The organism is Niveibacterium microcysteis, assembly GCF_017161445.1.
In the GTDB taxonomy this organism is placed as follows: domain Bacteria; phylum Pseudomonadota; class Gammaproteobacteria; order Burkholderiales; family Rhodocyclaceae; genus Niveibacterium; species Niveibacterium microcysteis.
This window is the reverse complement of record NZ_CP071060.1, coordinates 2302767-2327226: the sequence shown is the minus strand read 5'-3', so window position 1 is coordinate 2327226 and position 24460 is coordinate 2302767. Positions and strand designations below refer to the sequence as shown.

Below are 24460 nucleotides of genomic sequence, written 5' to 3'. Positions count from 1 at the left end.
CGTTGCGCTCCGGCTCAGTCGAATCTTCGGTTTTCGTAGGCAAGCTGCGGTTCGCGCCCTTCCACCAAGGCGGTCAGCAACTCCCAGAATGCGTCGGCGGGCGGTGGGCAGCCGGGCAGCACATAGTCGACCCGCACCACCTCATGGATTGGTCGCACCTTGTTGAGCAGCAGCGGAATCTCGGCATCGAACGGAATATGCGGATTCTCGATGCCCGGTGCGTCGATGTATGCCTCCCGCAGGCAGGCTTCAAGGGTGAACTTGTTGCGCACAGCCGGCACACCGCCAGTAATCGCGCAGGAGCCCACGGCCACGATGTACTTGCAGCGGTCACGAAACTCGCGGAGCACTTCAACGTTCTCGACATTGCAGAGACCACCCTCAATCAGGCCGACGTCGACATGCTCAGAACAGTGCTTCACATCGGTGAGCGGTGTGCGGTCGAAGGTCACGAGCTGGGCGAGCTGCACGATCCGCTCGTCCACATCCAGAAAGGACATGTGGCACCCGAAACAACCTGCGAGCGAACAGGTCGCAACCGTCAGGCGTGGGGGCTGTTCGTTGGGCGCGTTCATCGTTGCGGAGTCCCGTTCAGTATTTTGATTCGAATTCACATTCGATGGTTTGGGCGTCGAAACGCCGCTCGCCAATCGGCTGTTCGTAACCGCGACGCTTCACGAGCAAGGCGCCCGTCGGGCACACCTGGATCGCGCGGTCGGTCGCCTCGATGTTGGTGTCTTTCAGCAGGCCGGTCGGCGAATTGACGACCAGTTGCGTGTCGATGCCCCGCCCAGAGAGGCCGAACAGTTCCTTGCCATCGGCGTCGCGACTGGCGCGCACGCACAATGAGCAATTGATGCAGCGATCGCGGTCCAGCACGACCTCGGGGTGCGACGCATCCATGGCCCGGCTGGGGAATCGATGCGGCAGCGAGGTGTCCTCCATGCCGAGGTGGTACGCCACGGCCTGCAGCTGGCAATTGCCGCTCTTCACGCAGAACGGGCAGAAGTGGTTGCCCTCGATGAACAGCATCTGAACGATGCGGCGTCGTGCGTCCTGGATGTCCGCCGCGTCGCTTTCTACCTTTGCGCCAGCACTCGCCGGTGTGGTGCAACTGGCGCTCAGCCAGCCATTCACCCGCACCGTGCATACCTTGCAACTGCCGTGAGGTTGGAACTCGCGGTGATGGCAAAGATGCGGGATGTAGTGACCGGCGGCCAGCGCGGCATTCATGATCGTCTGGCCAGCTTCAAATTCGACGGGCTGGCCGTCCAGTGTGAAGGTGTTCTTCGGGTCGCTCATGGGGCTCTCAATCGCTGTGAATCTGGTCAAGTTGATCCTGCCGCCCGGTCAGCGCACGCGACTCGGTCACCGAGGCATCCAGATCGAAATCGGGCACGAAGTCCGCCTCGGCCAATAGCCGACTGGAGTATTCCTCTGGGAAGCTCTTCATGGTGTCGAGCAAGGTATTCGGCGCGGTTTCTCCGAGGCCGCAATGCGAGTAGCCCTTGACGAAGTCGCAGAGCGATCGCACCTGTTCAAGGTCGCGTTTGGTGCCCTGCCCGTCCGCAATCTTGTCGGCGTAGTGCTTGAGCATCTGGGTGCCAACGCGGCATGGCGTACAGAAGCCGCATGACTCATGGGCAAAGAAGTGTGCGAACTGCCGCGCCACGTCCACCATGTCGCGCAAGTCATTGAAGACCATGATGCTGCCACCCGTGGCGAGGTCGGCGTAGCTCACGCGGCGGTCGAACTCATCGCGCCCGACGCAGGTACCCGCTGGGCCGCCTACCTGCACCGCTTTGGCGTTCTCCCCGCCGCAGCGTGCGAGCAACTCCCGAACGGTGGTCCCAAGTGGCAGTTCATAGATACCCGGGCGCATGCAATCGCCGGCAACCGACAGCAACTTGGTGCCGCGCGATTTGGCCTCCCCATGGCTGGAGAACCACTCTGCGCCCTTCCAGGCGATCTGCGCCGCCTGCACGAAGGACTCAACGTTGTTGTTGATGGTTGATTGACCGAAGAGACCAATCTTCACTGCAGACGGGGGCCGTACGCGCGGAATGCCGCGTTTGCCTTCCAGCGATTCGAGCAGCGCAGACTGTTCCCCGCATACATAGGCACCCGCCCCAAGGTGGATGCGCAGGTCGAAATCCAGCCCACTCTCACACACGTTGTCGCCCAACAGCCCGGCTGCGCGGCGCTCGGCGAGCACGGTCTGCAAGCCCTCCATCATGTATTCGTACTCACCGCGTACGTACACATAGCCCTTCTTGGCGCCCACAAGCAGTCCGGCAATCGTCATGCCTTCGAACAATTCGTCGGCGTACTTGGCCAGCAGCACGCGGTCCTTGAAGGTACCGGGCTCGCCTTCGTCGGCGTTGCAGGTGATGTAATGGGTGCCCTTCATTTCATAGGCGCCGCGCCACTTACGCCCAACCGGGAAGCCTGCACCGCCGCGCCCTTGGAGTCCGGAATGTTCGACTTCGTCGAGCGTCGCGGGGAGGCCGCGAGCGAGCGCAGTGCGAATCGCCTCACCCGGCGGGATGAACGTATCGAGCGTGATGCCGCGCTCGCGAATTCCGTCGTCGACGTGAAACCAGTCGGCGGGCCACTCGCTGACCGGCACCCTGTGCTCAATCAGCGAGGCCATCTTCTCGATGCGCGCCTCGGTCATCCGCGTGAAGACGCGGCCATTCACCAAGCCGGCCGGCGCCTGTTCGCAGTGCCCGGTGCATGAAGTCAGTGACACCGTAACGCGCCCGTCTGGCCGCGGCTTGTCAAACGTCACGCCCAGCCGCTCAGCAAGGCGCTTTGCCACAATCTGGCTGCCAGCCATGCGGTCGGTAACTGAGTCGCTGAAATAAACGTCGAACTGACCGCGCGGTGTGGTGTGCAGGAAGCTATAGAACTCGACGCAACCGCGTACACGGGCGATTGGCAAATTGAGCACATGCGCGAAGAACTGGATTGCCTCTTCCGGTACATACGAGCGCGTCGCCTGGACTTCGCGCAGCATTTGCAGAAGACGATGGCGCGCATGGAGGTGACGCGCTGCAATGTCGTGCAGCGTTGTGGACTGACCGAGGGGGGAAGCCATGTCGTGTCCCGTGGGTTGGTTTCGCTATGCGAATTGATACCCCTCATGGACGACTGCGCTCTTGTCCGGCGTCAACCTGCCGGATCGCGGTTCACTCCGGGCTGGTTGCGCTTGGTGGTGCGTCGCCGGATTCGCCAATGTCATGGTGATCGTAGCGACGCTGACCAATCGGTACCGCAAAAGCTGCCCGCTTGGGCACGATCGCCCCCACTGGGCACACCTGCGCCGCCACATCACTCGCCGAGAAGCGTGAATCGCCGAGCAGCCCGGTTGCGCTATTGACGACCAGGCGCGCGTGAATGCCCCGCCCGGACACCCCGAACACCTCTTTGTGGTCCACATCACGGCTAGCTCGCACACACAGCTCGCACAGGATGCAGCGGTCGTGATCGATCATCGTGTCCGGGTGTGAGGCATCAAGCTCGCGCCGTGGGTACTGATGCGCGTAGTGCGTGTCTTCCATGCCAAGGTGGTAGGCGACTGCTTGCAACTGGCAATTGCCGCTTTGCTGGCAGAACGGGCAGTAATGGTTGCCTTCTGCAAAGAGCATTTGCACCACGCGTTTGCGATAGCCCTGGATCTCCGGCGTCTCGCTCTCCACCTTCATGCCTTCGGTGACCGGCTCGAAGCAGGCCGAGGTGAACTTTCCGTTGGCTTTGACCGAGCACAGCTTGCACGAGCCGTGCGGTGGAAACTCCGGGCGATAGCACAGGTGCGGAATGTAGTGCCCTGCTGCCGCTGCAGCCTGGATGATCGTCTGCCCCGCGACGAACGGAGTCGGCGCGCCGTCGAACCAAAAGTGGCCCTTATCCGCCATGTTGCATCTCCTTGCCGCGCATCTGCCGCGCTTCGCTGAGCTCAGCATCCAGATCAAAACCCGGATCGCCGTTTGCGCTGGTCAAGCGGGCTTCGAACGCAGGACGAAAGCGTGTCAGCGCGTCCAACACCGGATTCGGTGCGGTCTGCCCGAGCCCGCAATGGCTCAGTGCGCGCGTCACCCGGCCGGCACCTTCAATCTCGACAAGGTCTGCTGCGCTCGCGTGGCCGTCGGCCACTTTGTCCACCAGTTGCCGGAGAACCGTCGTGCCGACACGGCATGGTGTGCAGAAACCGCATGACTCGTGCTGGAAGAAGCGCGCGAAGTTCTGCACCACGGCGATCACGTCGCGACTCCAGTCAAACACCATCAGCGAACCCGTCGTGGGCATGTCTTCAAACGCGATGCGGCGCCCGAATTCACTTGCGCCAATAAGGTGGCCCGACGGCCCACCGATCTGAATCGCCTGCACCGCGGTGGCGCCGCAATCCGCCAGCACTTCGCTGATCGTGACGCCGAATGGATACTCGAAGATGCCGCGGCGCGGCACATCACCGGAGATGGATAACAGCACCGTACCGCGTGACTTTTCCGTGCCCAGCGACGAGAACCATGGCGCCCCCATCGCGGAGATTTGCGCTGCCTGGATGAACGTTTGTACGTTATTCACGACGGTTGGCTTGTCGGCATAGCCCCGAACAGCCGGGAATGGCGGCCGCACTCGCGCCTGGCCCCGTTTGCCCTCGAGCGATTCGATCAGTGCCGACTCCTCGCCGCAGATGTAAGCGCCGGCCCCAAGGTGAATCGCAATGTCAAAGTCGAAGCCAGCGCCAATCACATTGCTGCCAAGCAGCCCTTCTTCCCTGCGCCGCTCAAGTACGGATTCGAGATGCGGCAACATGTACTCATACTCACCGCGAAGGTAGAGAAAGCCCTGGCGTGCGCCAACCACGAATCCGGCCAGCGCCATGCCCTCGAAGAGCTCGTCCGCAAAGCGTGTCAGCAACACGCGGTCCTTGAAGGTACCGGGCTCGCCCTCATCCGCGTTACACACCACGAAGCGCTGAACGCCCGGTGCCTCAAGGCAGAAGCGCCACTTGTGTGCTGTCAGGTAGCCCGCTCCACCACGCCCGCGCAGACCCGAATGCGCCAATTCGGTCAAAGTGCTGGCGGCCCCTCTTGCGACAGCAGCCTTCAATGCCGCGCCAGGCGCCATCGCCAGTTCCAGCATCGGGCCCGGGTGCCGAATGTTGTCGCGCACCGCAAACCAATCACGGGGCCAGGCTTCCAGTGCGATCCCCGCATCAACCAGGTCGGCCATCTCATCGATGCGGGCCGCGTCGAGCCGCGTCACGGCCAATCCGTTGACCAAGGCCGCCGGTCCCTGATCGCTCATGCCGGTACACGAGGTGAGATCCACGGTGACCGCGCCATCGCCGCGGGGCACACCGGCGGAAACGCCCAGCCGCTCGCCCAGCCGCTCGCACAGTCGCTGCATCAGCGTGCGGGCGCCGAGCATCTGGTCGGTGATGTTGTCCGAAAAGCGGATGTCGTAGCGGCCGCGGGGCGTCTCATGCAGGAAGGCGTAGAACTCCACCACGCCCTGGACTTGGGAGAGCGGCACGCCCAAGTGGCGCGCAAAGAACTGCATCGCCGCCTGCGGCACGTGCGAGTACGAAGCCTGCACCGCGCGCAGCATTTGCAGCAACTGGTACGGATCGTCTTGGTAGCGTGCAGATATTCTTGCAAGCACCCGATCCAGGCTGGACGACAGCGGCATCGCTTTCCTCCGCACGTATGCCCGGCAGCGTCGGGCTACAGTTCATTCTAGGCGCCGGGTGAGCGGTGCTTTTGCGCGGCGTCAGGGAAATCGGGCCAGCAGGCAGTCGCAAAGGTTGGCATCGCCAGGAATGGTCGCCGCACCTCGGGGGATCCCCACTATTGCGCCAGGCAACGAAACGACATACTGGCGCTAATCAACCGGGGCGCCAGCAGGATTCGGGGGAATCGCGGGGCCCGTCATGACGCATGGGGATGGGGGACACGATGGAACGCATCACGCTCACGCAATACCTGCTCGAACAACAGCGGGACCGCAATGTCATCACAGCCGATCTGCGACTGTTGATTGAAGTGGTTGCTCGCGCTGTTCGCGCGATCAGTGTCAATGTCGGCAAAGCCAACATTTCAAGCACGATCGGCGCCGGGTACGGGTCGGACGACGAAGTGCCACCGCACACCGAGCCGATTCACCAGGTGGCCAATGAAATCCTGCTGATGTCCAACGAATGGGGTGGCCACCTCGCGGCGATGGCGTCGGACACCATGAGCGAACCCTACGTCATCCCGAATCGCTATCCGAAGGGTGAATACCTGCTGGTGTTCAATCCGCTCGATGCCACGAACAACCTGGAATACAACGTTTCCGTCGGAACCATCTTCTCCGTGCTTCACTGCCCTGAGGGGCAGACGCCGGATACCAAGGCCTTCCTGCAACCAGGAGCCCGCCAGCACGCCGCGGGCTACGCCCTTTATGGTCCCCAGACGCTGTTGGTGCTGACCGTTGGCGCCGGCGTCGTCGGTTTTACGCTCGATCGCGAGTTCGGTACCTGGTTCCTGACACAGCGGGATATGCAGATTCCAGCCGAGACGAAGGAGTTCGCAATCAACCACTCCAACGCCCGGCTCTGGGATGCACCGATCAAGCGATATATCGACGAGTTGCTGGCTGGTAAGGATGGGCCTCGCGGCAAGGATTTCAACATGCGATGGGTGGCATCGATGGTCGCCGACATGCACCGCTTGATCACGCGCGGAGGCGTTTTCATCTACCCGAAGGACAAACGCGATCCGACCAAACCTGGGCGGCTGCGGCTGCTATACGAGGCGAGCCCGATGGCGATGATTGTGGAACAGGCCGGCGGGATGGCATCGACCGGGACCGGCCGCATCCTCGACGTGCAGCCCGACGCGTTGGATCAACGGATCCCGGTGGTGATGGGGTCGCGGTCGGAAGTCGAGCGCTTGGTGCGCTACTACGAAGAGATGTTGCCTGGCAGTTGACGCGCGAGCCTGGTGCCCACGGCAGAGCGTGATCCATGAGCTTGACAGAAATTCCTGCTGGGCTAACGTGCAAACGAAACCACCCAACACAGCAGGAATTCCCAATGTCATCGAAACTCCGCCGTCTTGCCCCCTCCTTGCTGGCGTGCATGCTGCTTCATGTTTCTGGCGCCTATGCAGAGGAGGTCATCGACCTCGGGACCCGAGTGCCGGACGCTAAAACCGTGGCTGAGGGGTTGTTCCCCGAAGACACCTGCAAGGAACTCGAGGCGAGCGGATTCAAGTGCATGGGCTTCAAGCCCGCGGTGCGCTTTTCATTGCCCGGCGCCTCCTTCGCGCGCGGCTCTTCCGAACTCAGCGATCAACTCAAGAACCAGCTCGACGCGTTTGCAGAAGTACTCAAGACCAAGACCGATACGAGCTACAAGATCGTGATCGAAGGGCACACGGACATTACCGGCCCTGATGCACTCAATGACAAACTCTCGTTCCGCCGCGCACAAGCGGTGCGTAGCTACTTGATCGCAAAGGGCGCGCAGCCGGGGCAGCTCGAAGCGGCCGGCATGGGATCGAAGAAGTTGCGCAATCCGAAAGATCCTGCCGGCGGCGAAAACCGCCGTGTTGAGATCGGCCGCCAGCAGTAAGGCTACTTCCGGGTATTGTCGAGCGTGGGCGGCGGCGTGAAACCGAGCGCCCTCGCCCGCCCCTCGTAGCGCGATGCGAGATGGGGCTGATCCGTCGCACGGTAATGCAGGGCCAACTCATAACTTGCAATACCGTTGCCAAGCTCCACGGCCAACTGCAGCCAACCCTCCCAGCGCTTCAAATCTGCCGCGATGCGGTGCGTTCCATCGCGATACATGCGCCCGATGCGCGCGGCAGCGTCCTTGTCGCCGCGAACAACCTTGCCGAGATCGCTGCGGTAATCACTGTCACCGACGTCGGTCGCGAACGCACTGCGATACAACCGTACATCACGCGCGCCCAGCGCCGTTGCTGCTTCGCGAGCACCATCGCGCGCAACCGTTGCGCTTGCGGCAAAGCGCCCCTCTGGGTAGGCGCGCAGGTAATTCTCCGCGCGACTGATCACGTCGGCTGGCCACGTCGCCGCCTCAACCTCCGCCCAAGCGCCCTGCTCGTCCGCAGCCATCGGTACAGTCTCCGTCCCAAGGCCCAGGCGCGTACGTTGACGGGTGTTCTCCGCGATATACGGGATCTGCGCGATCTGTCGTATGGCGCGCACAGGATGGCTCTCCATCGTTCGCGTCACATCGGTCTTGACCATGCGGAAGAAGTCGGAGAACGACACGTCGTCCGGCGCTTGCTTCAAAACCTTGACGAACGAGCCTGTGTAGAAAGTGTTCTGCGCTGGATCGACCGGTGAGATCGCCGGGCGTCCAGCACCGGTGGCGAAGGCAACTAGCGCGCCAGGCGGTGGCTCGATCTGATTGAGACCATCTGTGTCCCGCGTAACCGAACTGATCGACGTCCGGCACGCATCGATGACGGCCATGGTCAAACCCTCCGGCCGCTGCGGCAAGATGTCCAGAACATCCCGCCGCAGCCGGATTGCCTGCCCCAACAGATCGCGCGCTGCACTCGCTGGATTGAGCCCCGCCGACAGCAACAGATTTTCGGCCTCCACCTGCACGCCATGTCCTGAGAAGAAGAACAGCGCCACAGCATCTGGGCCCGCCGTCCGCACGCGATTCGCGAAATCACGGATAGCACCAAGAAAGGCGGGTGTAACCAGATCGGCGGCCGTCGCGACCTGAAAGCCGCGTAGTTCGAGCGCAGCACTAACGTCGCGAATGTTCTTCGGAATCGGTGGCAAATCAAACGGATCGGGGTACAGGTGGTTACCCACAACCAGCGCCAGGCGCTTCTGACCCTGTGTTGCGCCAAGCCGAGTGGCCGCTGCGAGCAAGGGCAGCGCAAGAAAGTGGCGGCGCGAGATCGACAGCGTGGCGGATGTACGGCGCATTGAGGGCGATCCAGTGTTTCGATGAGCCTGGATTGTAGGCACAAGAACACCATCACCAGAGCAAGTTGGCGGCCAATAATCTTGCAGGATGCGTAACGCTGCACACACATCACCGCCTGCCGACGGCATACTTCGCAAATATCCGTGGCATTGTTCTCGTGCTGTCGCCTTGATGCCCGGCAAGATCTGTTCTGCTGCATAGGCAGACGGCTGAGATGTTGCAGATCAGCCCAGTGTTTCCGGTCGCAGGCAGGGTTCACCGCCCGGTTTCGGAAGTGCGGCAACGAGCAAACGAGGTTTCCGATTGCGTCACCTGCTTAGTCCGCACTGCACCGAACACAAGATGCCCTGGCCGCTCGCTGCACGCCGTTTGGCTCTGCTTCTCTTGCTGACTGTCGTCGGTAGCGCCCATGCACAGACAGCGCCCATTCGGCCCGTCGTCCCCCGAATCGAAGAGCTCAAGCGCGACTTGGAACAGGCAGCCCCGCAGCGCGAGGACGAGGCCAAGCCACCGACTGCGCCTGCGGCGCCGACTCGTGAGTTGGGCAAGCCGGCGGAAGACATGCGGATTGATGTGCGCGGTTACAAGGTCACCGGCTTGACCGAGGCAAACCCGCAAGAGCTTGAGCAGCTGCTTCAGCAATTTTCGGGCAGTGCACGCAGCTATGAGGACATCTCAAACGCAGCCGCTGCCGCCACCGAGTATCTGCAAAGCGAACTCGGCTATTACCTTGGCTACGCCTACCTTCCGGAACAGACGCCGAAAGACGGGATCATCGAAATTGCGGTCATGGAGGGGCGTCTTGACCAGATCACACTTGACTGGAATCGCAAGAGTCTGATTCGCCAGAGCGTCATTGAGTCGCACCTGGCGGCGATCCAGCCGGGTGCCATCATCAAGGTGCGCGACGTCGAACGCCTCGTTTTCGTTCTTAATGATTTGCTCGGCGGGAGTGCTCGTTTCGAGGTCAAGTCCGGTCGTCTTCCGGGCACTGCCACCTTGGTGGTCATACCGGAGCCGGACGCGCGCTACACCGGCCAGGTCACGCTGGACAACCTGGGGTCGCGCTATTCCGGCGAGTATCGGCTCGGTATCGGCGGATCGGTGATGAGCCCGCTGGGGCTTGGCGACGGACTCTCTTTGAACGGCATGGTGTCGCAAACCGGCGGTCTTGGATTCGGGCTGTTGAACTATACGGTGCCGGTGTCCCGTTACGGCTTCAAGCTCGGCGTGTCGCTATCGCACATGCGCTATCGCCTGAACGAGGACGACTTCCCGCTGGGGCTGACGGGCACCACCGACGCGTATTCCCTGTTCGCGCTCTATCCCGTGGTGCGTGGGCGCAACCTCAATCTGTTTGCGCAACTAGGCTGGGACCGCAAAGACTTCGTCGATAGCCAGACCGCCCTTGATATCGAGAGCCGGAAGCAAACGCGCTTGGTGTGGACGGGCCTCGCGGGCGACTCGCGAGACCTGTTGCTCGGCGGCGGCATCATGTCATTCAGCGCATTGCTTGCCAGCGGGAAGGTGGTGCCTGAGAACCCAGCCGAGGGGCTCGACAATCATCGAAGCTTCACAAAGCTCGGTCTTTCTGCATCACGCCTTCAAGCCATCATTCCCAATCGGCTTCTGCTTTTCGCACGATACAACGGGCAGGTTGCATTCGCGAACCTGGACTCAACAGAGCGTTTCAGCCTCGGTGGTGAGTCTGGCGTACGCGCCTATGCACCAGGCGAAGGGGCCGGCGACAGTGCGCACGTCGGGACCTTGGAATTCCGCTTTCTCCCGCCACCGCAATGGTTCTATATCGCACGCGAACTTTCGCTGTCGGCCTTTGGTGACTGGGGCTACGCTAAGTTGAGGCACGACGTTTCCAGGCAGCCGCACGGGTTCGACAATTCGGTCTACCTCGCCGGTGGCGGCCTTGGCCTGACCTGGGAACGACCGCAGCGCAGCACGGTTCGCGCGTCAGTAGCCTGGCGGGCGACCGGGCCGGGCACCAGTGACTCGGCAGACCGTCTGCCACGCTTCTACTTCGTTGCAACGCAAGCATTCTGATCCCGTTCGCCAACCGACCAAGGCTCAAGCACGATGGCAAACAACCCCAACGCTCGCCGCACTATCACGCTGCCTCGTCGAACGATCCTTGCGAACGCGATTGCGATAGCGCTGCTCGGTTGCGACGTGGCGTACGCACTGCCCACAGATCCCGTTGTGGAAACGGGGCAGGCGGCAATCAAGAGTGCTGCGCCCAACGCCTTGACAGTCCGTCAGACCACCGACAAGGCGGTCATCAACTGGCGGAGTTTCGGCATCGGCGCGGGAGAGTCAGTGGAGTTTGCCCAGCCCTCGTCTAGTGCCGTCGTCCTCAATCGCGTTCTCGGCATGGATCCGAGCCAACTGCTGGGTGACCTCAAAGCCAACGGTCGCGTATTCCTCGTTAACCCAAACGGCATCGTGTTTGGCCGCAATGCTCGTGTCGACGTTGGTGGGCTGGTTGCATCAACGCTGTCGCTCTCGACACAAGACTTCCTCGCAAATCGACTGCGCTTCACCAAAGATGGCAGCGCTGGCGTTGTCCGCAATGAAGGGGCCATCACCGCCGGCTCCGGCGGGATCGCGTTGATAGCGCCGACCGTCGCGAACCAAGGCAACTTGCGGGCTGACGGGGCGAGCGTTGGCTTGATCGCTGGTGACACAGTACTCGTGGATGTTGACGGCGACGGATTGATGGCCTTCCGCGTCGAAAGTGGCGCACTGGCGCCTCGCATCGAACAACTCGGGCGCATACAGGCTGATGGTGGTTCGGTCAGCCTGCAGGCAAAGGCACGAGCAGTGCTGTCTGACACCGTCCTGAACATGGAGGGCATAGTTCAGGCGCGTGGGATCGGACAGAAGAGCGGTCGAATTGTGCTGGATGGTGGTCCGTCCGGCATCACCCGCGTGGCCGGAACCCTCGATGCCAGGTCATCGCAGGGCCGTGGCGGCGACATAAGCGTCACGAGCGAGAAGGTGTTGATCGACGCCTCTGCCAAACTCGACGGTTCTGGGGTAAGGGGCGGAGCTATCCGGATCGGCGGCGGGATCCGCGGGTCCGATCGCTCGATAGAGAACGCCGAGCAAGTCCATATTGCGGATGGCGCATTGCTGCGAGCAGACGGCAGCGACTTCGGTGCTGGTGGATCGCTTGTCGTTTGGTCAAATCGAAGCACCTACGTGGGCGGCGCACTCAGAACACAGGGTAAATCCGGCGGCTTTATTGAGACGTCCTCCGCGGGCCATCTCGATATTGCGGGCACACCAAATGCGGGCGTTGGCGGAAGCTGGTTGATCGACCCGCTCAACATCGAGATCGTGCCTGGAGACAGTGTTACCAACGCGACAGGCTCGTCGCCGTTCAGCCCGTCAGCGACGGGCTCGCAAATTGGCGTCGACAAAATTGTCGGGGCTCTCGACGCGGGGACTACTGTTAAGGTCACGACCGTTGGTAGTGGCCCTGCCGCCGAGAATGGCGACATCATCCTGACAGCGGATCTCAAATACACACGCACCGGCGATAACGGGCGGCTAGTTCTGGATGCAGCAGGAAGCGTCATTCTTAATGGAAAAATTTCCGGTGAAACTGACACAACGCGGCTCAATCTGACGCTGCAAAGCGGAACGGGAGGCATCCGGCTCAATAACTCAACGATTGATCTTAAGAATGGAAGTTTTACTGCGAGCGCCCCAACGAGCCTTCTAAAGGACGTCACAATCACAGCCCAAAGTGGGGCGAGTTTTGGGAAGGTCGACGGCGCATACGCACTGGCCATTAACACCTCCGGAACTGCCACCTTCTCCGAGGCGGTTGGAGGCACGACCCCGCTATCCAGCCTTACGGTGAGTGGCGCAACCAATGCACTCGGGGTCAAAACCAACGGCGCCCAAGCATTTAACGGCATTGCGACACTCAACGGCGTCTACACAACGGGTGACGGCGATTTCTCCGCGGGTGGCGCGGTTAGGTTGGGCGGCGACACGTCGATCACTGCGGGGTCTGGCGCGATCACGTTCAGCGGCACGGTGAATGGCGCCCATTTACTGAGCACATCGAACAGCGCGAGTACCTCATTCGTTGGAGCCGTCGGCAACAGCACCCCCCTGCGCAGCCTGACCGTCAGCGCTGGCATCGTCAATGCAGCGCAAACCATCACCACAAGTGGTGCGTTAAGCGTTACCGCAATTGACATCAGCGCCAATAGCATCTCGACCGGTGGTGACATCACACTAACCGGTGCAGTCAGTCTGACGGGGGCTATCGCAACGTCGAATGACTCATTTAGCGTTTTCGGTGCGACAACCCTGACGGGTGCAACAACGATCAACACGGGCAGTGGGGCCATCATTTTTGACGGTTCGGTGGATGGTGCGCAGTCCCTTTCCACCATCTCATCTGCTGGTACAAGCTTTGGTGCAGGCGTAGGTCTCAGTACCCGGCTCGGCAGCCTTTCCGTAACAGGCCCCGTGGACGCGCGCGGCGTGAGCGCATCGGGCGCGATTGCTATCGGCGGGCCGGCGACGCTACAAGGCGCATACTCGACAACCGGTGGCGATTTTGGCGTTACAGGTGCAACCACTCTCGCCGGCGCCAGTTCTGTTAGCACGGGGAGCGGCGCGATCAGCTTCGGCAGCACAGTCGATGGCGCGTATGCGCTGAGCACGACCAACACCGGCGGCACCATTTTCAGCGGCACGGTTGGCGCCAGCAGCCCGCTTACCGCTCTCACCGCCTCGGCGGGCAGCCTCAATGCGGCTCAAGCGATCAGTACCAGCGGTACGGCGAGTCTCACTGGCACGAGCATTCGCCTCAAGAACCTCGCTGCCGGTGGGGATATAGCACTGCAAGGCGATGCAACCCTGAGTGGCAATTACACCACCACAGGTGGCTACTTCGGCGTTACGGGTGCGACCACCCTCGCTGGCGACACGACCGTCAGCACGGGCAGTGGTGCGATCCGCTTCGGCGGCACGGTCGACGGCGCGCATGCGCTTTTGCTCACGAACAGCGGTACTACCCACGTCGGAGGCGCGTTCGGCGCAACGACGCCACTCAGGAGCCTCACCATCACTGGTGGAGGCTTGACGGAATTGGCCGTTGCCGGCACCAGCTATCCAAATATCGCCAGCGTTACAACAACGAACGACCAGACTTACGACGACCCGGTGCAGCTTGAGCAACCGACCTTCCTCAAGAGCATCTCGGGGTCCATTAAAGGACTTCTCTGGCTGGACCGTGCTGACAAGGGCTTCGCAAAACGAGAAGGAGCCATTGGCGGATGTGACAGTATAGTCGGCACGTTCTCGGCCAGTGGCAGCATGCCCTGTATAAATCTGCTCGGTGACGTCACGTTGAACGCCAGCGGGACATTGACATTCAGCGGACCGGTCGACGGCGCCTACGCGCTCAATCTCGACGGCAACTTCGACAAGACTTTCGCTGCGCTCGTCGGAGGCGCCACGAATCTTGCCAGCCTCACCAGCAATGGCATTGGCACCACGCAGTTGGTTGGCGCCGAGACGAACGGCGGCGCGATCTCGATTGTCGGAAATGCAGCGCTGAGCGGCAACTACACCACCACGGGTGGCTATTTCGGCGTTACGGGTGCGACCACCCTCGCTGGCGACACGACCGTCAGCACGGGCAGTGGCGCGATCCGCTTCGGCGGCACGGTCGACGGCGCGCATGCGCTTTTGCTCACGAACAGCGGTACTACCCACGTCGGAGGCGCGTTCGGCGCAACGACGCCACTCAGGAGCCTCACCATCACTGGTGGAGGCTTGACGGAATTGGCCGTTGCCGGCACCAGCTATCCAAATATCGCCAGCGTTACAACAACGAACGACCAGACTTACGACGACCCGGTGCAGCTTGAGCAACCGACCTTCCTCAAGAGCATCTCGGGGTCCATTAAAGGACTTCTCTGGCTGGACCGTGCTGACAAGGGCTTCGCAAAACGAGAAGGAGCCATTGGCGGATGTGACAGTATAGTCGGCACGTTCTCGGCCAGTGGCAGCATGCCCTGTATAAATCTGCTCGGTGACGTCACGTTGAACGCCAGCGGGACATTGACATTCAGCGGACCGGTCGACGGCGCCTACGCGCTCAATCTCGACGGCAACTTCGACAAGATTTTCGCTGCGCTCGTCGGAGGCGCCACGAATCTTGCCAGCCTCACCAGCAATGGCATTGGCACCACGCAGTTGGTTGGCGCCGAGACGAACGGCGGCGCGATCTCGATTGTCGGAAATGCAGCGCTGAGCGGCAACTACACCACCACAGGTGGCTATTTCGGCGTTACGGGTGCGACCACCCTCGCTGGCGACACGACCGTCAGCACGGGCAGTGGCGCGATCAGCTTCGGCGGCACGGTCGACGGCGCGCATGCACTGAGCACCACCGGCACCGGCAGCACCACGTTCAGCGGCGCGGTAGGCGGGAGCACCCCGCTCACCACCCTCTCCGCCGCGGCGGGCAGCTTTGATGCAGCCCAAGCGATCAGCACCAGCGGTGCGGTCAGCATCACAGCCGCCAGCATTGCGCTCAAGAACCTCACCGCAGGGGGCAATGTGGCGCTCAACGGTGCCAAGACGCTCGATGGCAGCTACACCACCAACAACGGTGCGTTTGTCGTTAACGGTGCAACAACCCTCGCTGGCGACACGACCGTCAGCACGGGCAGTGGCGCGATCAGCTTTGCCAGCACGGTCGATGGCGCGCATGCACTGAATACCACCAACACCGGCAGCACCACCTTCAGCGGCGCGGTGGGCGGCAGCAGCCGCCTCACCACCCTCTCCGCCGCAGCGGGCAGCTTTGATGCAGCCCAAGCGATCAGCACCAGCGATGCGGTCAGCATCACAGCCGCCAGCATTGCGCTCAAGAACCTCACCGCAGGGGGCAATGTGGCGCTCAACGGTGCCACGACGCTCGATGGCAGCTACACCACCAACAACGGTGCGTTTGTCGTTAACGGTGCAACAACCCTCGCTGGCGACACGACCGTCAGCACGGGCAGTGGCGCGATCAGCTTTGCCAGCACGGTCGATGGCGCGCATGCACTGAATACCACCAACACCGGCAGCACCACCTTCAGCGGCGCGGTGGGCGGCAGCAGCCGCCTCACCACCCTCTCCGCCGCAGCGGGCAGCTTTGATGCAGCCCAAGCGATCAGCACCAGCGATGCGGTCAGCATCACAGCCGCCAGCATTGCGCTCAAGAACCTCACCGCAGGGGGCAATGTGGCGCTCAACGGTGCCACGACGCTCGACGGCAGCTACACCACCAACAACGGTGCGTTTGTCGTTAACGGTGCGACCACCCTCGCTGGCGACACGACCGTCAGCACGGGCAGTGGCGCGATCAGCTTTGCCAGCACGGTCGATGGCGCGCATGCACTGAATACCACCAACACCGGCAGCACCACCTTCAGCGGCGCGGTGGGCGGCAGCACCCCGCTCACCACCCTCTCCGCCGCGGCGGGCAGCTTTAATGCAGCCCAAGCGATCAGTACCAGCGGTGCGGTCCGTGTCACAGCCGCCAGCATTGCGCTCAAGAACCTCACCGCAGGGGGCAATGTGGCGCTCAACGGTGCCACGACGCTCGATGGCAGCTACACCACCAGCAACGACGCGTTTGCCGTCACCGGCGCAACGACCCTCGCGGGCGACACCACGGTCACCACCGGCACGGGGGCGATCGGCTTCGGCGGCACGGTCGACGGCGCACATGCACTGAGCACCACCAACACCGGCAGCACCACGTTCAGCGGCGCGGTCGGCGCCAGCAGCCCGCTCACCACCCTCACCGCCGCGGCGGGCAGCTTCAATGCAACCCAAGCGATCCGCACCAACGGTGCGGTGAGCGTCACGGCCACCAGCATTGCGCTGAAGAACCTCTCCGCCGGTGGCGATGTGGCGCTCAACGGCGCCACGACGCTCGATGGCAGCTACACCACCAACAACGGTGCGTTTGTCGTTAACGGTGCAACAACCCTCGCTGGCGACACGACCGTCAGCACGGGCAGTGGCGCGATCAGCTTTGCCAGCACGGTCGATGGCGCGCATGCACTGAATACCACCAACACCGGCAGCACCACCTTCAGCGGCACGGTCGGCGGCAGCAGCCCGCTCACTACCCTCACCGCCTCGGCGGGCAGCTTCAATGCAACCCAAGCGATCCGCACCAACGGTGCGGTGAGCGTCACGGCCACCAGCATTGCGCTGAAGAACCTCTCCGCCGGTGGCGATGTGGCGCTCAACGGCGCCACGACGCTCGATGGCAGCTACACCACCAACAACGGTGCGTTTGTCGTTAACGGTGCAACAACCCTCGCTGGCGACACGACCGTCAGCACGGGCAGTGGCGCGATCAGCTTTGCCAGCACGGTCGATGGCGCGCATGCACTGAATACCACCAACACCGGCAGCACCACCTTCAGCGGCACGGTCGGCGGCAGCAGCCCGCTCACTACCCTCACCGCCTCGGCGGGCAGCTTCAACGCAGCCCAAGCGATCAGCACCAGCGGTGCGGTGAGCGTTACGGCGACGAGCATTGGCCTGAAGAATCTCGCCGCCGGGGGCGATGTGGCACTCAACGGCGCCGCGACGCTCGATGGCAGCTACACCACCAGCAACGACGCGTTTGCCGTCACCGGCGCAACGACCCTCGCGGGCGACACCACGGTCACCACCGGCACGGGGGCGATCGGCTTCGGCGGCACTGTCGACGGCGCACATGCACTGAGCACCACCAACACCGGCAGCACAACGTTCAGCGGCGCGGTCGGCGCCAGCAGCCCGCTCACCACCCTCACCGCCTCGGCGGGCAGCTTCAATGCAACCCAAGCGATCCGCACCAACGGTGCGGTGAGCGTCACGGCCACCAGCATTGCGCTGAAGAACCTCTCCGCCGGTGGCGATGTGGCGCTCAACGGCGCCACGACGCTCGATGGCAGCTACACCACCAGCAACGACGCGTTTGCGGTCACGGGTGCAACCACCCTCGCCGGCGACACGACCGTTAGCACTGGCAGCGGCTCAATTTCGTTCTCCGATCGAATCGACGGTGGCCGCAGCTTAACCCTCGACAGCACCAAGGCCACGGAGCTTTCAAGTCTGGTCGGGAGCAATGCTGCGCTCACCATGCTCGATGTATCGGGCCCCGCGAGCCTGCATGGCGTGCAGACAAGTGGCTCGCAACACTACGGCTCTGCTGTTGTGCTGACGAACACGTTCGGCGCCTCAGCTGGCACGATCACGTTTGACGGTCCGGTCACGTTAGGCGGCAATGTCGCCGTGCGCGCCAATACAGTGGCCGTTCGTGCGCCAATCGACGGGCCACACGCTTTGATGCTCGACGCTGCGACGCGAATTACGATCAGCGGTGCCGTCGGTGCAACCGCCGCTCCGACGTCGCTGATAGCTAGCGCAGTAGACCGGATTGACGTTGCAGCGCCGTCCATCACGACACGCGGAGACCAGAACTGGAATGGGGCCGTTTGGCTGAATAGCGACGCTCGACTCGTCAGCCAGGAAGCGGGGTCGATCGTTTTCAACGGCGCCATCAATAGTGCTAACGGCTCGTCGCTAACTGCCGAAACAGCAGGCGTTACACGGTTCACGCGCGCCCTGGGAGTCGAAGGAGCGCTGGGCAGCGTCGCGACTGATTACTCGGGTTCGGCCGGTGACAAAACGGAGTTCGCTTTTGGAACCGCTGGCCCGTCCGTTCGTACGACGGGCGACATCGTCATTCGAGACGCAGTGGTAAGCGACGGTCCTTTGACCTTGAACGCCGGTGGCAGCGTTATTGTGACCAACACCGCCAATCGTTGGGCCGCACCGGGCAATGCTCTGAATATCGACGCGAACAGCGCAGAAGTTCGTAGCTCGAATTCGCTGCGTCTTGGAGACGTCCATCTACGCGCGGGCGGCGACATCACGGCCGACCAGGTCGTCACCTTTGGCGGCGACCTGGTATTGGACGGCGGAACGCTGGTGGTGACAAGTAACGCGACGCCGACGGTACTGGGCCACTACTCTGATCCCACTCTCCTTGCCCGTGCCGCCCAGGCAGGTGTTCCAACGCTTCGTTTTGGTTCGGCCGATTTGCAGGAATACAGCGCGACGATCTCACAAGAGGCGGGCTCGTCCATCAATACTGCCGCGGGTAGTCTGCTCGCCTTGCGATCCACCGATGGCGGCTCCATCAACATCGAAGGGACAACGAACACCCTACACGGCGGCGTATCCGCCGTCAGCGGATCGTACAGCGATTCCAATCGTTTTAGCCAGACCGCGAAATCAATACCGGTGAGCTTCGTCCGGCTCAGCTCAGACCAGATCAATGTTGCGGGTTCCCCCAAAGCTGATCTCACGGCCCCCGCATCAGGCCTGCTCGCGGACGCCGTCAAGATCACAAGCGCCCGTCTGAGGACAGGCGCGGACGGACTAATCAAAGCTCGCCTGCCATATATCAACGCGCAGGGTGTGCCCACCTCGTTACCTGGTGTGGTCTTTGACATTCTCCTTCCCGCATTCACGAGTCATGGTTTCGGGTCCCCTTCCCAGGGTGATTGGATACGAATTCAGATCGGTGACGAGGGGCGTGGTGGGTTCGTGACACTTACCCCAAAGGGGGCATTCCGACCAGACTTTGCTGTATTCGCTGGCGGCTCTGCTGCTCAGATCCCGTATTACGACGGGACGAATATAAGTACTGAGATACAGATCTTTTATAACGGCTCACAACCAGAAATGGCGAACCTTGTTGGTGCGCTGACGGCCATATCGGCCATTGCGGAGGATGCACGTCGCCAGAAGATTGAGGATGCGGTACGAACGGAGAACGTAACGCGGCGCCTTCGCAGTGGCGTCATCGCTGAGGTGGGCCCCGGCCGCCCCGCCACAACCGACGTTGACGGGCTGCGTCGTCCAGAAACTTGTGATCCGGACGCTAATTCGCTGTCATGCAAGTAGTCGTAACGCACCTCATGCGTGCAGAATATCGGGATAGCGCCGTGCCACGCAGGTCGGTGACTCCGGAGGGGACAAAGTGAATATCGACGAAGCACTCAAGCCAGTGTCAGATTCATCACCCTGTGGTCCGAACCTTGAGTACGACCCAGAGTTTCTGGAACTGGAGGAAGCGGCCAAAGCTCAGCCCGACCAGGAGTTCGGGACGACCGACGGCTCCGGCGTGCGTCGCATCGAAGGGAGTGGCCCAGACTGGGCCTTGGTGAGTCGTATTGCCACTTCGCTGCTAACACGTTCGAAGGACCTGCGAGTCGCGATGCAACTGCTTCGGGCCTCGACCCACATTGAGGGCTTTGCGGGATTTGTCCAGGGCATTACGCTGATTCAGCGGCTTCTCGAAACCTACTGGGACGCACTTCATCCCGAGTTGGATGCGGAGGACGACAATGACCCGACCATGCGCGTCAACGCGCTGACGCCGCTGACTGCGGTAGAGGCTGTCGTCGGTGATCTGCGCGAAGCATGGTTGGTCCGGTCGCGACAGGCAGGTGCCCTCACCGTACGCGATATCGAGGTGGCTGCGGGTCGCCTGCCGCCGCGATCCGAGAATCCGCTGAGCGAAGCGCAAGTGAGCGGCATGCTGTCCGCAGGTATCGCTGACGATCCGGAACTACCGGCACGAGTCCGCGCCTCATTCGAAATCATCAAAGCCATCGAGAGCTACATCGCCGACAAGGTTGGCGGTGCCCAATCGCTTGATCTAAAACCAATCTTGGGGACGCTGTTTTCAGTGCGCCAGTTCGTCGATCGACTTGCTCCCCAGACGGCCGAGACCGCCGCGGAGTCGGAAACGGCTGGTGCGCAGCCCGGCGAATCCGATCGTCAAGGGGCAGTCGTCACGAGGCCAGGTGAAATTCGATCTCGCGAGGATGTTGTCACGACACTTGAACGGATGTGCGAGTACCTTGCCAGAACGGAGCCGAGCAACCCAGTGCAACTGGTCCTGCGACGTGCTCAGCGAATGATGAATATGAATTTCCTTGAGCTGCTGAACGATCTTGCGCCAGACGGCCTGTCGCAGGCTGAGAAGATTGTCGGAGCCAAGCTCGAAAACGAGTAATGACCATCGCGGTCCCCTCGACGGGGATCACGCTAATACCCTGACCGGAGGCAGACATGGCCGATAGCAGCCAGAAGTTCATTGCGCGGAACCGCGCACCGCGTGTCCAGATCGAGTACGACGTCGAACTTTACGGCGCGGAAAAGAAGGTCCAGTTGCCTTTTGTGATGGGTGTTCTTGCGGATCTGTCCGGCAAGCCCGCGGAGCCCCTGGCACCCGTGGCCGATCGCAAATTCCTGGAGATTGATGTCGATAACTTCGACAGTCGCCTCAAGTCGATGAAACCACGTGTCGCATTCGCCGTGCCCAATACGCTGACCGGCGAAGGCAACCTGAATGTCGAACTCACGTTCGAGAGCATGGACGACTTTTCGCCTGCTGCGGTCGCTCGCAAAGTAGACGCACTGAACAAATTGCTCGAAGCGCGTCAGCAACTCTCGAACCTGATTACCTACATGGACGGAAAGACCGGCGCTGAAGAGCTCATCTCGCAAGTCCTGAGTGATCCCGCCCTGCTCCAGACGCTCGCCGCGACACCGAAGCCGGCTGAAGAGTCAGGCAGCTAAGCGCATACCGTTCCGTCCAATTACTAATTTAGCCGGAGGAAACCCTAATGGCCGACCCGCAAATGCAAACGGAATCGCAAGCCGCCGTTGCAGCAGAAGGAAGCGACTTTTCTTCGCTACTCCAACGCGAGTTCAAGCCGAAAACCGACGAGGCGCGCGATGCCGTAAGCCGCGCTGTGCAGACACTCGCGCAACAAGCGCTGTCGCAGACGCAGTTGATCGGTTCGGATGTCATCAAGTCGATCGAGTCAATGATCGCGGAGCTCGATCGCAAGCTGTCGGAGCAGATCAATCTGATCATGCACAGCGAGGACTTCCAGAAGCTCGAGGGCGCATGGCGCGGTCTTCACTATCTGGTCAACAACACCGAGACCGACGAGCAGCTCAAGATCCGTGTGATGAACATCTCAAAGGCGGAGCTTGGTAAGACCCTCAAACGGTACAAGGGTACCGCCTGGGATCAAAGCCCGTTGTTCAAGAAGGTCTACGAAGAAGAGTACGGTCAGTTTGGTGGCGAGCCCTTTGGGTGTCTGGTTGGTGACTACCACTTTGATCAGAGCGCCCCCGATGTCGAGATGCTTGGCGAAATGGCGAAGGTCGCAGCTTCCGCCCACGCGCCGTTTATCGCTGGCGTGTCACCGACCGTCATGCAGATGGGTTCGTGGCAAGAGCTCGCCAATCCCCGTGACCTGACTAAGATCTTCTCGACCCCGGAGTACGCGGCATGGCGGTCTCTGCGTGACTCCGATGACGCCCGATATATCGGCCTTGCCATGCCGCGCTTTCTGGCGCGCTTGCCGTACGGCGCCAAGACGAGCCCGGTCGAGGCATTCAATTTCGAAGAAGACACTGGCGCGGCCGACCACAGCAAGTACACCTGGGCCAACTCGGCCTATGCCATGGCGGTCAATATCAACCGCTCCTTCAAGGAGTTTGGTTGGTGCTCACGTATCCGCGGCATTGAGTCCGGCGGTGCCGTGGAAGGGCTTCCGGTCCATAGCTTCCCGACCGATGACGGCGGCGTTGACATGAAGTGCCCGACCGAGATCGCCATCAGCGATCGCCGCGAAGCCGAGCTTGCTAAGTGCGGATTCATGCCGTTGATTCACCGCAAGAATTCAGACTTTGCTGCGTTCATCGGTGCCCAGTCCCTGCAGAAGCCCGCTGAGTATGACGACCCGGACGCCACAGCCAATGCAAACCTTGCGGCGCGCCTGCCGTATCTCTTTGCATGCTGCCGCTTTGCGCACTACCTGAAGTGCATCGTCCGCGACAAGGTCGGCTCATTCAAGGAGCGTGACGACATGGAGCGCTGGTTGCAGAAGTGGATCATGAATTACGTCGATGGCGATCCCGCGCACTCGTCGGAACAAACGAAAGCCCGTCGCCCGCTCGCGGCAGCGGAAGTCAAGGTTGAAGAGGTCGAAGGCAACCCGGGCTACTACTCATCGAAGTTCTTCCTGCGGCCGCATTACCAGCTTGAGGGCCTAACGGTCTCTCTGCGACTGGTTTCGAAGCTGCCTTCGCAGAAGAGCGCCTGACGCGCAGGACACCAGGATCGTTTGTTGAAGCTAGTGCCGGTCGTCGCTTTGGCGATTGCGCACAACAGGTAGTACCCCGCCCGCGTCGGGCAGGGTTGGATCTGGGCGGGCACGCCGTCTCGTGCTCATGACGTACCTGCCCGAAACGGGCGCGAACAGCAGGCAACCCACTAAGGAGAGGCACCATGGCAGTTGATATGTTCATGAAGATCAAAGGCATTGACGGTGAGTCCACCGACAAGTCGCACAAGAAAGAGATTGATGTGCTTGCCTGGAGCTGGGGCATGTCGCAATCCGGCACAACCCACATGGGTGGCGGTGGCGGCTCGGGCAAGGTGAGCGTTCAGGACATCTCTTTTACCAAGTGGGTCGACGCATCCACCCACGCACTGATGCTCTCCTGCTGCAACGGCGAGCACCACGACGAAGCCGTTCTTGTCGTCCGGAAGGCCGGCAAGGATCCGCTTGAGTACATCAAGATCACGATGAACGAAGTGATCATCACCTCCGTCAGCACGGGTGGCAGCGGCGGCGAAGACCGTCTCACCGAGAACGTCACGCTGAATTTCGCCAAGGTCAAGTTTGAGTACCAACCGCAGAACGAAAAAGGCGGTCCGGATGGCGGTCCGAAGATCGTTGGTTGGAACATTGCCGAGAACACGGCATTCGGCTGATCTGCAGCCGGCACCCTGCGCACATCACCGCAGGGTGCCTAGTTTCGTCGAGAGTCTTACTTAACGGCTTGATTGGAGCTCGCACCCCATGTCACACCGCGACATGTTCGTGAAAATCGAAGGCACAAAGCAAGGTGTGATCAAGGGCGAATCGGTTGACCCCAAACATCCGGACGAAATAGACGTCATCAGCTGGGCTTGGGGGATGGACGCTTCGCACGAAGCGCTCGGCCAACGCGGAGGGAGAACCTCTTTACAGGAGCTTGAAATCACCAAGCGTGTGGATTCGGCGACCACAGCGCTGATGGCCGCATTGCGCAGCAACGAGGTGATCAAGAAGCTCACGCTTTCTGTTCGAAAAGCGGGCGGTGTCGACGCCCTGGACTATTTCACGATCACGCTGGAGAAAGCACGGATTACCCACCACCACATAGAGGGCGGACTGGATGCCGATTCCACCGTGCTGGGTGAAGTGTTTCGAGTGGGATTCCAGAAGATTGCCGTTGAGTATCAGCCACAGACCAAGACTGGTGGCTCACGCGGCGCGATGATTTTTGAGACTGACGTTCAACCCGACTGACACG

Annotated in this window: 15 protein-coding genes; 9 read left to right on the top strand and 6 right to left on the bottom strand. The window is 61.6% G+C overall.

Translation table 11 applies throughout. The features are described from left to right. Window positions 1-14: 14 nt before the first annotated feature. The 5 genes from JY500_RS10500 to JY500_RS10480 form a co-directional block, all read right to left on the bottom strand. The gene (locus JY500_RS10500; protein ID WP_172199889.1) at window positions 15-575 is read right to left on the bottom strand and encodes an NADH-quinone oxidoreductase subunit B family protein; all 561 of its coding nucleotides are present in this window, start codon (window positions 573-575) and stop codon (window positions 15-17) included. Window positions 576-591: 16 nt separating this feature from the next. After that, window positions 592-1302 carry a 2Fe-2S iron-sulfur cluster-binding protein gene (locus JY500_RS10495; protein WP_172199886.1) on the bottom strand — a complete coding sequence of 237 codons (711 nt, stop codon included), beginning with the start codon at window positions 1300-1302 and terminating at the stop codon, window positions 592-594. A gap of 7 nt (window positions 1303-1309) precedes the next feature. Then, window positions 1310-3100 carry an NAD(P)H-dependent oxidoreductase subunit E gene (locus JY500_RS10490; RefSeq protein ID WP_206256310.1) on the bottom strand — a complete coding sequence of 597 codons (1791 nt, stop codon included), beginning with the start codon at window positions 3098-3100 and terminating at the stop codon, window positions 1310-1312. A 91-nt stretch (window positions 3101-3191) separates the two neighbouring features. Further along, window positions 3192-3917, bottom strand: coding sequence for a 2Fe-2S iron-sulfur cluster-binding protein (locus JY500_RS10485; RefSeq protein WP_206256309.1), 726 nt, complete (start codon window positions 3915-3917; stop codon window positions 3192-3194). Then, entirely contained in the window at window positions 3907-5697 is a 1791-nt protein-coding gene (locus tag JY500_RS10480) for an NAD(P)H-dependent oxidoreductase subunit E (protein WP_206256308.1), read from the bottom strand. Before JY500_RS10480 ends, JY500_RS10485 begins: the two co-directional genes overlap by 11 nt. 266 nt (window positions 5698-5963) lie before the next feature. Between JY500_RS10480 and JY500_RS10475 the strand changes: the two genes are divergently transcribed. Together JY500_RS10475 and JY500_RS10470 are read left to right on the top strand one after the other, a co-directional pair. Further along, window positions 5964-6980 carry a class 1 fructose-bisphosphatase gene (locus JY500_RS10475; protein WP_206256307.1) on the top strand — a complete coding sequence of 339 codons (1017 nt, stop codon included), beginning with the start codon at window positions 5964-5966 and terminating at the stop codon, window positions 6978-6980. Between the two features lie 35 nt (window positions 6981-7015). Next, window positions 7016-7624: an OmpA family protein gene (locus JY500_RS10470; RefSeq protein WP_206256306.1), complete on the top strand. Its 609-nt coding sequence runs from the start codon at window positions 7016-7018 to the stop codon at window positions 7622-7624. Window positions 7625-7626: 2 nt separating this feature from the next. Here JY500_RS10470 and JY500_RS10465 read toward each other — a convergent pair whose 3' ends face one another. Beyond that, complete coding sequence (locus JY500_RS10465; protein ID WP_206256305.1) at window positions 7627-9147, bottom strand: caspase family protein; 1521 nt, start codon at window positions 9145-9147, stop codon at window positions 7627-7629. Between the two features lie 358 nt (window positions 9148-9505). On the opposite strand from JY500_RS10465, the gene JY500_RS10460 reads away from it, so the two are divergent. The 7 genes from JY500_RS10460 to JY500_RS10430 all read left to right on the top strand — a co-directional run bounded on the left by JY500_RS10460 (window position 9506) and on the right by JY500_RS10430 (window position 24456). After that, on the top strand, window positions 9506-11023 hold the full coding sequence (locus tag JY500_RS10460) for a ShlB/FhaC/HecB family hemolysin secretion/activation protein (protein WP_206256304.1): 1518 nt from the start codon (window positions 9506-9508) through the stop codon (window positions 11021-11023). A 33-nt stretch (window positions 11024-11056) separates the two neighbouring features. After that, a complete protein-coding gene (locus tag JY500_RS10455; RefSeq protein WP_206256303.1) occupies window positions 11057-19978 on the top strand; it encodes a two-partner secretion domain-containing protein in 8922 nt (2973 codons plus the stop codon). A 76-nt stretch (window positions 19979-20054) separates the two neighbouring features. Then, window positions 20055-21095, top strand: coding sequence for a type VI secretion system protein TssA (tssA, locus tag JY500_RS10450; protein WP_206256302.1), 1041 nt, complete (start codon window positions 20055-20057; stop codon window positions 21093-21095). 56 nt (window positions 21096-21151) lie between these two features. Beyond that, window positions 21152-21661: a type VI secretion system contractile sheath small subunit gene (gene tssB / locus JY500_RS10445; protein WP_172199798.1), complete on the top strand. Its 510-nt coding sequence runs from the start codon at window positions 21152-21154 to the stop codon at window positions 21659-21661. Window positions 21662-21708: 47 nt separating this feature from the next. Further along, complete coding sequence (gene tssC / locus JY500_RS10440) at window positions 21709-23202, top strand: type VI secretion system contractile sheath large subunit (RefSeq protein WP_172199795.1); 1494 nt, start codon at window positions 21709-21711, stop codon at window positions 23200-23202. Between the two features lie 185 nt (window positions 23203-23387). Then, complete coding sequence (locus tag JY500_RS10435; RefSeq protein ID WP_172199792.1) at window positions 23388-23876, top strand: Hcp family type VI secretion system effector; 489 nt, start codon at window positions 23388-23390, stop codon at window positions 23874-23876. Window positions 23877-23964: 88 nt separating this feature from the next. Then, window positions 23965-24456, top strand: coding sequence for an Hcp family type VI secretion system effector (locus tag JY500_RS10430; protein WP_172199789.1), 492 nt, complete (start codon window positions 23965-23967; stop codon window positions 24454-24456). The last annotated feature ends 4 nt before the right edge of the window (window positions 24457-24460 follow it).